Source organism: Flavobacterium sp. B330r (genome assembly GCF_056824325.1).
In genome coordinates this window covers 3335192-3347616 of record NZ_CP124860.1, presented here as the reverse complement: position 1 = coordinate 3347616, position 12425 = coordinate 3335192, and the positions used below count along the sequence as shown (strand labels likewise).

General features: G+C 32.5%; 13 protein-coding genes. 5 read left to right on the top strand and 8 right to left on the bottom strand.

All coding sequences use genetic code 11. The features are described 5' to 3' along the window. Positions 1-90 precede the first annotated feature (90 nt). The 3 genes from QLQ95_RS14785 (at position 91) to QLQ95_RS14775 (ending at position 2434) form a co-directional block, all read left to right on the top strand. The gene (locus tag QLQ95_RS14785; RefSeq protein ID WP_095931380.1) at positions 91-984 is read left to right on the top strand and encodes an alpha/beta fold hydrolase; all 894 of its coding nucleotides are present in this window, start codon (positions 91-93) and stop codon (positions 982-984) included. A gap of 127 nt (positions 985-1111) precedes the next feature. Beyond that, positions 1112-1666, top strand: coding sequence for a thioredoxin family protein (locus QLQ95_RS14780; RefSeq protein WP_428237908.1), 555 nt, complete (start codon positions 1112-1114; stop codon positions 1664-1666). A gap of 372 nt (positions 1667-2038) precedes the next feature. After that, positions 2039-2434, top strand: a complete 396-nt coding sequence (locus tag QLQ95_RS14775) for a GreA/GreB family elongation factor (RefSeq protein ID WP_095931379.1) — start codon at positions 2039-2041, stop codon at positions 2432-2434. Between the two features lie 106 nt (positions 2435-2540). Here the strand turns inward: QLQ95_RS14775 and QLQ95_RS14770 are convergent, their stop codons facing one another. The 3 genes from QLQ95_RS14770 to QLQ95_RS14760 form a co-directional block, all read right to left on the bottom strand. Next, a complete protein-coding gene (locus QLQ95_RS14770; protein ID WP_428237909.1) occupies positions 2541-2846 on the bottom strand; it encodes a cytochrome c in 306 nt (101 codons plus the stop codon). A 103-nt stretch (positions 2847-2949) separates the two neighbouring features. Then, a complete protein-coding gene (locus QLQ95_RS14765; protein WP_250835211.1) occupies positions 2950-3882 on the bottom strand; it encodes a peptidylprolyl isomerase in 933 nt (310 codons plus the stop codon). Positions 3883-3924: 42 nt separating this feature from the next. After that, on the bottom strand, positions 3925-5079 hold the full coding sequence (locus QLQ95_RS14760) for an MFS transporter (protein ID WP_253251866.1): 1155 nt from the start codon (positions 5077-5079) through the stop codon (positions 3925-3927). Positions 5080-5519: 440 nt separating this feature from the next. Here QLQ95_RS14760 and QLQ95_RS14755 point away from each other — a divergent pair, with 440 nt between their 5' ends. Continuing rightward, positions 5520-8183 (top strand): CDC27 family protein, encoded by a 2664-nt coding sequence (locus QLQ95_RS14755; RefSeq protein ID WP_482500403.1) that lies wholly within the window; start codon positions 5520-5522, stop codon positions 8181-8183. Positions 8184-8380: 197 nt separating this feature from the next. On the opposite strand, the gene QLQ95_RS14750 is transcribed toward QLQ95_RS14755, so the two are convergent. From QLQ95_RS14750 to QLQ95_RS14730, 5 genes are all read right to left on the bottom strand, one after another. Further along, positions 8381-8731 carry a cupin domain-containing protein gene (locus QLQ95_RS14750; RefSeq protein ID WP_482504062.1) on the bottom strand — a complete coding sequence of 117 codons (351 nt, stop codon included), beginning with the start codon at positions 8729-8731 and terminating at the stop codon, positions 8381-8383. A 4-nt stretch (positions 8732-8735) separates the two neighbouring features. After that, positions 8736-9644: a reprolysin-like metallopeptidase gene (locus QLQ95_RS14745; protein ID WP_320493929.1), complete on the bottom strand. Its 909-nt coding sequence runs from the start codon at positions 9642-9644 to the stop codon at positions 8736-8738. Positions 9645-9653: 9 nt separating this feature from the next. Continuing rightward, positions 9654-10532, bottom strand: a complete 879-nt coding sequence (locus tag QLQ95_RS14740) for a sugar phosphate isomerase/epimerase family protein (RefSeq protein WP_320493928.1) — start codon at positions 10530-10532, stop codon at positions 9654-9656. 31 nt (positions 10533-10563) lie between these two features. Continuing rightward, positions 10564-11100, bottom strand: coding sequence for an NADPH-dependent FMN reductase (locus tag QLQ95_RS14735; RefSeq protein WP_482500402.1), 537 nt, complete (start codon positions 11098-11100; stop codon positions 10564-10566). 68 nt (positions 11101-11168) lie between these two features. Then, positions 11169-11522, bottom strand: coding sequence for a hypothetical protein (locus QLQ95_RS14730; RefSeq protein ID WP_095931442.1), 354 nt, complete (start codon positions 11520-11522; stop codon positions 11169-11171). A 179-nt stretch (positions 11523-11701) separates the two neighbouring features. Here QLQ95_RS14730 and trmD point away from each other — a divergent pair, with 179 nt between their 5' ends. Further along, positions 11702-12382 (top strand): tRNA (guanosine(37)-N1)-methyltransferase TrmD, encoded by a 681-nt coding sequence (gene trmD / locus QLQ95_RS14725; RefSeq protein ID WP_095931371.1) that lies wholly within the window; start codon positions 11702-11704, stop codon positions 12380-12382. Positions 12383-12425: the final 43 nt, after the last annotated feature.

The following is a 12425-nucleotide window of genomic DNA, read 5'->3' as shown; positions in this document are numbered from 1 at the left end:
TAATGCGCCTAATTCTATAACCTATTTCTTCTACTTACGAGCTAATTTTACTTGAAGAAAAACGAAAATACTCACGTAAAAAGATATAACATGGAACATACTGAACCAAATGCATGCATGTCAATTAAGGATTTTGAATCTAATTTAAAACAGGTTCATACCGATAAATATATAGAAACTGCTCAAAATGTGAGGCTTTATGTAAAGGATTACGGTCAGGGAAAACCTGTTATCTTAATTCACGGCTGGCCGCTTTCTAATGAAATGTGGGAATATCAGATTGATCATTTAGTACAAAATAATTATCGCGTAATTGCCTACGACCGACGCGGATTTGGAAAATCTTCTCAACCGTGGGATGGTTACGATTATGATACTTTAGCAGATGATCTAAAGGAAATTATTGAGCAATTAGAATTAGAAAATGTAACTCTTGTTGGTTTCTCAATGGGCGGTGGCGAAGTGGTTCGTTATTTCAGCCGTCATGGCGGAAAAGGAGTTACAAAAGCAGCTTTGATTTCGTCAATCATTCCTTTTCTGCTAAAAACGCATGATAATCCAGACGGACATCCAAAAGAGAAAAGCGAAAATACGGCAGCAGCAATAAAAGAAGATAGAATTGCTTTTATTGATAATTTCGGAAAAACTTTTTTTGGCGTCAATATTATCAATAAACCTTTAAGTACGCCTTTATTAGAATACTACAGAGCTTTATGTTCAGCGGCTTCTCCACGCGCTACTTTAAAATGTGCTGAATCTTTTTCATTCACAGATTTTAGAGATGAAGTAGATTTCATTAAAGTTCCAACTTTAATCATTCACGGAGACGATGATAAAATTGTGCCAATTGACCTTACATCCAGAAAAGCAGCAAAATCTATAGCCAACAATACTTATATCGAATACGAAGGTGCACCTCACGGACTTTTTTATACCGATAGAGAAAAGCTAAATGAAGATTTACTGGCTTTTTTGAATTCATAAAAACTTAAAAAAGTATCCAAAGAAGCAAGCTGGATCAGCTAACTGCTTTCTTTGGGTATTTTTTATTATTGTGCTCTTTTATTTACAGATTTTTAAAGCTACTTTTGAAAATCAAATTTCGAATAAAATGGCACGAACTGAATCAACAATGCTTCCATTAGGAACAGTTGCACCTGATTTTTACCTAAAAGATACCAACTCGAACAATACTTTTTCTTTTGAAGATTTAAAAGGTTCGAAAGGCACTTTGGTAATATTCATTTGCAACCATTGCCCATTTGTGCATCATGTAATAACTGAAATTGTAATGATTGCGAATGATTATCGCGTTCAAGGACTTGGAGTAATTGCCATTTCTAGCAATGATGTTGTTAAGTATCCTGAAGACAGTCCAGAATTAATGACGGACTTTGCCATGGAAAATAAAATTGATTTTCCTTATTTGTACGATGAAAGTCAGGAAACAGCAAAAGCTTATCAAGCGGCTTGCACCCCAGATTTCTATTTGTTTGATAATCAAGACAAATTATTCTATCGCGGACAACTTGACGATTCAAGACCTGGCAACGGAATTCCCCTTAGCGGAAGTGACCTTAGAGGGGCGATTGACGCCTTAATTTACAACAGAAGTTTAAAAGAACCACAGAAACCTAGTTTGGGCTGTGGCATTAAATGGAAGTAAAACCTCACTAAATTCAAAAAGATTAACTATCTTTGCAAATCAATTTAATCCTCCTTATGGGAAATAAAACACCATTTACAGCTTCTATAAAGTCGTTTTGCTTAGCAAAACCGCTACCTGCTGTAATTATTTCACATAATAAGGCCTTTATTTTTTAGGCCTCCGTCTACTTCACTTTTCTTCTTTTTGACGGAGGATTTACATCAGCTTAAACATTTTATTATTTGACAAAAATCAATTTTTGATCAGATTTTTTTTTGTTTTTCAGATTAAACATTTCGATTCTGTTAAAGTCAGAGAAATTTTTACTTGTAGATTATTCTAAGAAGAAAACATCATTTAAAATTTTATAACAATAAATTCAATATAGATATGAAACCAACACCCACTTTCTGTAAATCAGATTATCAATTTTTAAGAGAATTGATTTTAAAAAGTAAAAACTCGACAAATACTAAAGAAGCCAATCAGCTTTCGCAAGAATTAGATCGCGCTGTAATTAGTAAAGAAAGCGAATTGGATAGTTCGGTAATCCGAATCAATTCATTTGTAACGATAGAAGATGTAAAAGCCAAGAAACAAATGAAAATTCAAATCGTTTTACCTTCAGCAGCAGATGTAAAACAATCTAAAATATCAATTCTAGCACCTTTAAGTGTTGCTATTATTGGATTTAAAGAAAATGACGAAGTTGATTGGGAATTACCGGCTGGCATCAAAACTTTAAAAGTAATAGCTGTAGATAACTCTGCAGTACATCATTCTTAAATTTAAAAACACCTCATTTTGTGACGGTGTTTTTTTTATATCTATTTGAAAACAAAAAAAACTGTTCGATTGAACAGTTTTTTTATTCTTATTACTTAAATCTAAATTACAATTGCGAATCAATATAATTTGTAATTGAAACCATTTGAGTTTCGTTTAATTTTGCTTTTTTACCCATTTTTACCAAAATCGGCGTCCATTCTGTTTTTGTATACTCTTTTGGTTCATAGAGTTTATGACATCTCGCACAACTATTCTCGTAAAGACTTTTGCCTTCTGCTAATTCTGGAGTTAATTCTTTTGCTTTAACTTCCTTTTCAACAGGAGCTGTTTCTGCAACAGCCGTTTTTTTAGTACCACATGCCGCTGCAAACAACATTATGGCCATTAAACTTAAAATCGTTTTTTTCATTTCTTGGTTTTGCTTTTTTTAATTCAAGTAAATATAAAAAAATCCCATACGCTACGGCGCATGGGATTATTATTTAAAACAATACTAAATTGCTTTTAAAGTCTTATTTTACGTCCATTAATTCAACGTCGAAAATCAAAGTTGCGTTTGGTGGAATAACTCCTCCAGCACCAGCTGGTCCGTATCCTAAATCAGAAGGAATAACAAAACGAGCTTTGTCTCCAACTTGCAATAAAGCAATACCTTCGTCCCATCCTTCAATAACTTGTCCAATTCCTAATTTGAATTCGATTGGTTTTTTACGTGGGTAAGAAGAATCAAATACTTTTCCGTTTTCTAGAGATCCTTCGTAGTGAACAGAAACTGTTTTTCCTGCTTCAGCTCTTTTTCCTTCTCCTTTTTGAATCATTTTATAACGTAAACCGCTTTCTGTTCTATCAAAACCAGCAGCTAATTGTTCCATTTTTGCTTCAGATTCTGCTTTTAAAGCTGCTTCTCTTTTTAGACGAGCACCTTTTAAACCAATGAAAGCTTCAATTGCATTCCATTTTTGAGCTTCTTCTCCAACTCTGATAATCTCAACTGACTCTAAATTGTCTCCTTGAGCAACAGCATCAACAACATCTTGTCCTTCAACAACGTTTCCAAAAACAGTATGTTTATTATCTAACCAAGGAGTTGCAACGTGAGTAATGAAAAATTGAGAACCATTACTTCCAGGTCCTGAATTTGCCATAGATAAAACTCCTGGGCGATCGTGTTTTAAACTTGGGTGAAATTCATCATCAAATTTATAACCTGGATCTCCAGTTCCAGTTCCTTTTGGACAACCACCTTGAATCATGAAATCTGCAATTACTCTATGAAAAGTTAATCCGTCATAGAATTTTTGTCCTTGAGGCTTCACTTTATTTTCCATATTTCCTTCTGCAAGAGCTACAAAGTTACCTACAGTTCCCGGTGTCAAATCGTGTGTCAATTTTACTAAAATTGAACCTTTGCTAGTATTAAATTTAGCGTATATTCCGTTTTCCATGTTGTTATTTTTAATTTGAACGCAAATTTACAAATTAATTTTTTAATCAATTTGCGCTTTTGCCTTTTTAGATTTTGATTTATAAGTAAGTCCGTAGACTATTAATGACAAAGTAGATAAAATCATACATCCAATAGCTACAGCGTGCCATCCGCCCCATTTCCATAGCATTAAACCATAAGCAGATCCTGCAGCGGTACCTAGAAAAGTAAGCGACATAAACACCGTATTTAATCTGTTTCTAGCTTCTGGCAATAATGAATAAACTCGTGTTTGGTTTGAAATGTGAACGCCTTGAATTCCGATATCAATAAACACAATTCCGATTGCAATTCCGATTACACTTTCAATAGCAAAATAGAAAACTATAAAGCTTATTAAAACTAACAAACAGCCATAACCTACTGCAATTCTAGAGTTTCCTTTATCTCCCAATTTCCCAACCAAAGGCGCAGCCAAAGCTCCAGAAGCTCCAACAATTCCGAACAGACCAATTGTAGCACTATTAAAATTAAAAGGTTCGCCAGAAAGCAATAAAACCATTGTAGTCCAGAATGCTCCAAACTGAGCAAAACTAAAAACATTAATTGCCGTTGCTTCGCGCAAAACAGGTTGTGTTTTGATTAGCGTAAACAAAGATTGGATTAATTGACCATAAGTTCCTTGAAACTGTGGTTTATTCTGCGGAAATTTACTTTGAATGACAAAAAAGATCAAAAGACAAATTCCAGCCGCGATATAAAACATCGATCTCCAGCCTAAAACTTGGCCGATAAATCCGCTTAAAGTTCGCGAAAGCAAAATCCCAACTAAAAGTCCGCTCATAATAGTTCCAACCACTTTTCCTCGTTCTTCAGGCGCGCTTAAAGAAGCGGCAAGAGGAAGAATAAGCTGTGGTACAATCGACGTGATTCCAATTAGCAATGAAGCAATTTGCAAAACAAGAAAACTTTTGGCTGTTGCTGCAATTAATAAAGCAATTACAGTAGCAAAAGTGGTCATTAAAATTTGCCTTTTTCGTTCTATTTTATCGCCAAGCGGAACCATAAAAAACAGTCCGATCGCATAACCTGCTTGAGTTAGATAGGTTATTGTTCCAGCGCTGGCTTCAGGAATTTTAAATTCGTTGGCAATTAAAACAATCAAAGGCTGGCAGTAATAAAGATTTGCAACTATAAGACCAGTGCAAACTGCCATAAACAGTACATTAGTTTTAGATAAATTCATGCTGCAAAAATACCACCTATATTTAATCTAAACTTATAATTTAAGTTTTTTTTAAATTAAATCTGCGTCTTCGCGATAGCGAATCTGCAAAATCGGTGTCAACTTTTAGATCCCTATAAATAAACGCTTTACTATTTTGTAATTTCGTAATAACAATGATTTTTAAAAGCCAAAAATCGTTTTGAAACGTTTTTAGCTGTTTTCGTGACTCCTTTTCGTCACTCGTTATTTTTTTCTTGTAGAATGTTTGCTACTCGTAGAATTATATAAGAACCTTAAATTTATTTGAGAATAATACATAAATGTTAAACGTTTTGCTAATCGTATTTTATTAGATCTAATTTATTTTTTTTCTAAAATAAATATTGAGTTTTTTCTTAATATATTTGTTAAAATCAATAACTGTTAACATGGCAAAAATTACTGAAATAAGATTAACCTTAGCGGCATTTATATACGGACTGGAAATAGATTTAAAAAATGTGCTAAAAAAATATGTAACTCCATTTCATGAAGATATAAGTTTTTTTAGGGATGAAGACCTACAATCACGAGTTATTGATAGATTTAAAAAAGATAATCCTGGAGTTAATTTTAATTCGAATATCGATGATGTTCTCGATTATATTGATTTTTATGATTCATTTAATATATTGAAAAAGAACGATGTTTTCTTGCCTAAACAAACGGCTGATTACCTTACCTCTATTTTTCAGCAATTGGTTGATTTAATACCGATTAGAAATAGAGTGATGCATACAAGGCCTTTATTAGGTGGAGATTTTTCCACTGTTCATGATTTTGTTCAAACTTTAAAGAATGATTCTCCAATAGATTGGAAATTCACAATTGAAGCTAGAGAATTAATTGAAAAAGACCCTTCTTATTTACTCACTTTACGTCTACCACCAGTTTCATTATATACGCAGAATAGTAAAGTGGTACATAATTTACCTGCTCCCGATTTTGATGATACTGGATTTATAGGAAGAACGAAGGACTTAGATGAAATAAAGAAATTAATTTTTTCCAATAAAGTTGTTAGTATTTTGGGTGATGGGGGTATAGGGAAAACTGCATTAGCCGTAAAAGTTGCTTATGATTTGGTCGATATGGGTGAAAAATGCCCATTTGAACTTATAATTTGGACATCAGCGAAAACAACAATGTTAACTTCGAAAGGAATTGAAGAAATTTATACTGCTATTACTGACTACACTGGTCTTATATCAGTGATAACGGATTCTCTAGACAGTTCAGTTGTTTCGAATAAATTTGATGTTATTATTGAGTATCTTGATTTGTTTAAAACACTTATTATTATTGATAATTTAGAAACAATTCAAAGCGAGGAGGTTAGAAATTTTATTAGAAGCGCTCAAACAAAATGTAATATAGTCATAACTTCGAGGATTGGTTTAGGAGAATTGGAATATCCAAGAACATTAAGTGGACTTACTGAAAATGAATGTGCAAAATTGATTAGAGAAATTGCAAGAATTAGAAACAGTGATATTTTAATGAAACTTCCTCAAAGTACTTTGATTGACATTGCCTCAAAACTATATTATAATCCTTTAGCTCTTAAATGGTTTGTGAGTACTGTTGAAACAGGAATATCTCCTCAAGAGGTCTTAAATAATAAAGATGATTTATTAAATTTTTGTCTAACCAATGTATACGAAAAATTAAGCGAAGGTGCTATTTCTGTTTTAAATTCGATAAGAGCATCTAGAAGAAAATTAAGTAGTGCTGAAATTTTATACTTATCTGATTATGAAACACTAGACGCTCGTAAATATTTAATTGAACTGTTTAAAACTACTTTAATAAGCAGGGAGATAATTGATGTGACAAATATTGAAGAGGTCTATTATTATATTCCTGAATTTGCTAAGGAATATTTATCTCAAAAGCATCCAGTAGACCAAAATTATGTTAAAAAAATAACAGCAAAATCTCGAGAACTTACATCTGGCATACATGATATTAAGAAAATTAATAGTTATAATGAATTTTCGATAAATGCCTTAGCATGCGAAACTCCTAATCAAAGAATTGCGGCAAAATTATTATCTGAAGCCCTAGCTTATTCTAAATCAAGCAATTACACAAAGGCTTTTCAAAAGGTTAATGAAGCAAAAAATGTTGACCCAAATTATTATGAGGTGTATAGGGTTAGTGCTTTTATGAAAGCTACCAACGGTGATACATTAAGTGCTGAAGATGATTATTTAATAGGATTGGAGATTGCGCCTGATAATCCAAGACTTCTATATTTTTATGCCCAATTTCTTCTTTTCCATTTAGAAGATACTAAAAAAGCTCTTGAATGTGCGGAAAAGGTTTATAAGCTTAAACCAAATCATCCTAATTCTGCATTCTTATTTGCTAGATGTTATAACGTGATGAAAGAATTCAACAAAGCTATTCAAATAATAAAAACTTTGATAAGTGAAACTACTCTAGACCCTTTAAATTTAAGAGTGGCTTACACTGAACTGATAACTCTATATTCAAACGCAGGTCAAAGTTATTTGAAAATCGAAAATGACATCGATGCAGGAATTAGTCATTTTAAGAAAGCTTTTGATACATTTCATTCTTGTGTGAGATTAAATATTGTAGATGTCAAAATGATAAAGAATTTTTGTGATGCTATTTACACTTTTATGACAATGATACCTACAACGGAAATCCTTAAAAATAAAGAATACATAAAAAATGTAATTGAAGGTAATCAGTATCATATCAGTTTGACTTATTTAAAAAGAAAAGTAGTCTTAAAATTCAATGAAAAATTTGAAGATGAGTCACTTAATTATTTGTTGGACACTCAAATTGAAGAAGGTACTAAACTTGGAAATTTAATAAAAACTCAAAATGATTCATTTGTATTTATTGAATCTGATAACGAGAGGTACTTCGCCCATTATACAGATTTTACAGATTTAAAAAGTAGCGCTGAATTGAAAAAAGTAAAACAAGGTCAATTAGTATCTTTTGAAGAATATCAAAATGCAAAAGGATTGTGTGGGAAAAATGTTAAAATTATTACGGGAAAAACTCCTTAGTTATGATTTATAAAAACAATTGGTCACAAATTTATGACCAATTGTTTTTATTTATCTAACATTTTTTTAATTAAGATATCTTCTTTTGTCTTTATAGCAAAGATACTCTTTCCATTTCTGCCACATTACTTAAAACACTGATAACGCAGATTCGCTATCGCGAAGACGCAGATATTTACGGATTTTTTATTTTTTTTTTAATACTTCAAAAAATCTTCTCTCGCAGGGCCAAAAACATCCGTTAGCATTCCTGTTTCCAAACAAACAACTCCATGAATTGCATGAGGCGGAATGTAAAAACTATCGCCTTCCTTTAGCGTTTCGGTCACACCGTTTATCGTAACATCGAATTTTCCACTTGCTACGTAAGTAACTTGTGTATGATAATGTTCGTGTAAAACACCAATTCCACCTTTCTCAAAATGCACATTTACCAGCATCACTCTTTCGTCAAAAGCTAAAATCTTGCGTTTTATTCCTTCTCCGACTACTTCCCACTCGATTTCGTCTCCTTTTATAAATTCTTTGCTTGTTCCTAAACTCATGATCTTTTTATTTTTGTTGAATGCTTTTAAGGTCTTTTTCCATCAATTCTAAACCTTCATTTAATTTATTCTCCTTGAAGTACTTTTCTAACTCAAGTAACCTTTTTTTATTATCGTATTTAAATCCCGAATTTAGTTTTCTTTGACAAAGAGAACACAATCTAAGGGAATGTCTATCTGTTTCTACCATGCTATTTGTTCCATTCATAACACAATTCGCTTCAATGCAATGATGCAAACCGAACATATGCCCTATTTCGTGCGAACAAATCTTCAATAATCGATCTAAACTCAAATTAAAGTCTGCTTCTTTTTGCATTCTGTACATCGAACTTACCGCAATTTTATCCCTATAAGATGCTAATCCAAAAACGTAGTTCCATTCTGGCTTTGGGTACAAATCTTTTTCTGTTATGGCCATTAAAGCAACTCCTTTATCGGGCTTTTCTTTTTTTAACACATCGGTTAAAATATAGCCTGCTAAAAATTGCTCCTGCCCAACATCTCCAATTCTTCTAGCATTATTCGGAATAATATCATTTGAAACATCTTTTAAAACTTTGGTTTCCAGCTGAAAAAATATTTGTAAATATTGACGAACCAATTCAATTTGTTTGACCTGCAACGAATTAAATGTTCCTATAGGTTGCAGATAAATAATATTTTCTTCTTTGGATGGAACAACATGTTTTGTTTTAATAAACTGCTCAAAAGTCTGCCCTTTTTCTTTACGAGAATACAGCCAATCGCCAAAAACTGGCTCAGCAAGCTTAACATCATTAACTTTAATATCTACAAAATAAGGCTCAGGCGGTAATATTTGCTGTAAAGTTTGTGGCAACAAACTTTCTTTTTCCTTTTTATCAGATTGACATGAACAAAGAATTACAAATACCAATAAAAGAAGTCTCTTCATAAACATGAATTAGATTAAATTTTTCGAAATAAAATCACAACTCGTTTTAATCGATTCAAAAGAACTTGTAGCAAAATTATTCTCCTGTTCTACAAAAAAATGAACCATTCCCGATTGTTTTGCTTCTTTAAAAATAGGTTTAAAATCGATTGTTCCAGAACCAATTTCGGTATTTAGATCATTATTTATTTTGTCTTTATCTTTATCTTTTACGTGCCACATTTTAAAGCGACTAGGATTTTCTCTAAATAATTTTAAAGGATCATTTCCAGAATGAATTACCCAATACAAATCCAATTCAAAAAAGACCAAATCTTTGTCGGTTTCCTTTAATAAAATTTCATAACCCGTTACGCCATCGTGCTTTTGAAATTCAAAATCATGATTATGATAGGCCAGTTTTAAACCTGCACTTTTACACATTTTTGCGGCTTCATTTACACGAGCGGCTATCTTTTTATAATCTTCAATATTTCTTCTGAAAGGTTCGTCAACCCACGGAACAGTTAGAAATTCGCTTTTTAGAATTTTAGCAGCTTCAATTGACGCAATTAGTTCCTCGGTGTTTCCATCGTACAAAAAGCTTCCTAAATTGTAATGTCCGCTAACAGCTTTCAATCCATTATCATCTAAAATCTTTTTAAGTTCTTTTGGCGTTAATCCCCAAAACTGATCTTTTGTCGAAAAACCATATGTTTCGACATTGGTATAACCTGCTTGGGCAACTTTTTCTAAAGTTCCTTTTACATCTTTCGGAAGTTCTTCACGAAGCGTATACAGTTGTAAGCCTATTTCTTTTTTATTCATAGAAAATGCAAATGATGGTGAAGCCAAAACAGCAGTTGTAGCAAGACCTGTGGTTACGATAAAATTTCTTCTGCTAATCATTTTATGATATAAATTTCAGAAAGTAAATATATTATAAAAATTGATTCTTAACGTTTTCTACAAAATTTTGAAGTGCTTCTGCAGTTTGTTCTGATGTGATTTCGCCTTCAGCGCTAACTTTTCCGCGAACTCCCTGAATTAAAAGCTGTGTTGCATCATCAAATTTAGCTTCAAGCGTTTTCATTACCAGCAAAAGCTGCTCATGTCCCATTTCTCCAGAGGCAGAAGCTGTAATAAGACCTGTATTTTTGTTTGAAAAAATCGTGGTTGAAACACACCATTCTAAAGCATTTTTTAAACTTGCCGGAAGGCTAAACACGTATTCGGGCGTGCAAATAATAACGCCATCAGCATCTCTTATTTTATTTCTAAATGAAGTGATTTCTTGCGGAGGATTATCAGTATCTAAATCGGGATTAAAATGAGGAAGGCTTTCTAAATCTTCAAAAATTTCCATTTCGAAATTAGGTTTTAAATAATTTGAAATGTATTTCAGAATTTTGAAATTACTGGAATTACTTCTCGTACTTCCAGATATGGCAAGGATTTTTATTTTGGGTGAAGTCATTAAATAAACAATTCGTATTTCTAAATAAATCTAAAAATACGAATTGTATAAAAATATAGTCCAAAAAATTACTTAGAAGTCAATAAGTTTAGTCCTTCCATTTTTACAGAATCAATTGCTTGAGGCGGATAATTCTGTTTCTCTTGTCGTGTTGCCGTTACTTTACCAACCGTATTTATATAAATATAATTGTAACGCCAATAATTTGATCCGGCCAATGACGTTGTTCCGTCTTCAGAAAAAACCTGATCTGCATAGACTAGTATTTCTCCATTTCGATTATTATCTAAGGTTCTTACCGGATTACCTAGGATCTTGAGGACTTTCGATTTTTCTTCTCCCACGGCTACACTTGCCGTATTGGTACTTGCGCACGACATAAAGAGCGCAAATACAGCGGGAATTAGTATTGTTTTTTTCATAACTAAGTTTAAATTTATGTTCGGCATTTGGATATTATTATCTGATAATCAACATTGTAATAATAAATAAAGTTATTACTTTAAATTTTATACAATTCAAAAATTATGTTATATAATTATTACCAAAAGACTCTCTGCAATATTTGTATCTTTGCCAGCAAGAAAACTATCAAATAAAGATGCGAATTGACATTATTACACTTTTACCTGAATTATTAAGAAGTCCGTTTGAGGCCTCAATTATGAAACGCGCCATTGATAAAGGTTTGGTCGAAGTGCATTTTCACAATCTTCGTGATTACAGTACAAATAGACAAAAAAGTGTAGATGATTATCCTTTTGGTGGAGGTGCGGGAATGGTAATGACAATTCAGCCTATTGATGATTGTATTACGCATTTGAAAAGTCAGCGAGAATACGACGAAGTAATATATATGTCACCCGATGGCGAGACTTTAGACCAAAAAATGGCAAATAAGATGTCAATGTATGAAAACATTATCATTTTATGCGGACATTACAAAGGTGTAGACCAAAGAGTTAGAGATCATTTTATTACAAAAGAAATCTCAATTGGCGATTATGTTTTATCTGGAGGAGAATTGGGCGCCATAGTTTTATCTGATGCTTTAATTCGATTAATTCCTGGTGTTTTAAGTGACGAAACTTCAGCCTTAACAGATAGTTTTCAGGACAATTTGCTTTCAGGACCAATATATACAAGACCTGCAGATTATAAAGGATGGAAAGTTCCAGAAGTTTTAACCAGCGGACACGCAGCCAAAATCGACAAATGGCGAGAAGACATGGCGTATGAACATACTAAAAATAGACGACCAGATTTGTTGGAAGATAAATAGTAATCAGTGTTCAGTGTTCAGTTTTTAGTGTTCAGTTTTTAGT

Bases quoted from the DNA above. Each gene is read 5' to 3' on its own strand.
- QLQ95_RS14755 (WP_482500403.1), top strand. From the start codon at position 5,520: ATGGCAAAAATTACTGAAATAAGATTAACCTTAGCGGCATTTATATAC.
- QLQ95_RS14730 (WP_095931442.1), bottom strand. From the start codon at position 11,522: ATGAAAAAAACAATACTAATTCCCGCTGTATTTGCGCTCTTTATGTCG.
- QLQ95_RS14775 (WP_095931379.1), top strand. From the start codon at position 2,039: ATGAAACCAACACCCACTTTCTGTAAATCAGATTATCAATTTTTAAGA.
- QLQ95_RS14785 (WP_095931380.1), top strand. From the start codon at position 91: ATGGAACATACTGAACCAAATGCATGCATGTCAATTAAGGATTTTGAA.
- QLQ95_RS14745 (WP_320493929.1), bottom strand. From the start codon at position 9,644: ATGAAGAGACTTCTTTTATTGGTATTTGTAATTCTTTGTTCATGTCAA.
- QLQ95_RS14770 (WP_428237909.1), bottom strand. From the start codon at position 2,846: ATGAAAAAAACGATTTTAAGTTTAATGGCCATAATGTTGTTTGCAGCG.
- QLQ95_RS14765 (WP_250835211.1), bottom strand. From the start codon at position 3,882: ATGGAAAACGGAATATACGCTAAATTTAATACTAGCAAAGGTTCAATT.
- QLQ95_RS14760 (WP_253251866.1), bottom strand. From the start codon at position 5,079: ATGGCAGTTTGCACTGGTCTTATAGTTGCAAATCTTTATTACTGCCAG.
- QLQ95_RS14735 (WP_482500402.1), bottom strand. From the start codon at position 11,100: ATGACTTCACCCAAAATAAAAATCCTTGCCATATCTGGAAGTACGAGA.
- trmD (WP_095931371.1), top strand. From the start codon at position 11,702: ATGCGAATTGACATTATTACACTTTTACCTGAATTATTAAGAAGTCCG.
- QLQ95_RS14740 (WP_320493928.1), bottom strand. From the start codon at position 10,532: ATGATTAGCAGAAGAAATTTTATCGTAACCACAGGTCTTGCTACAACT.
- QLQ95_RS14780 (WP_428237908.1), top strand. From the start codon at position 1,112: ATGGCACGAACTGAATCAACAATGCTTCCATTAGGAACAGTTGCACCT.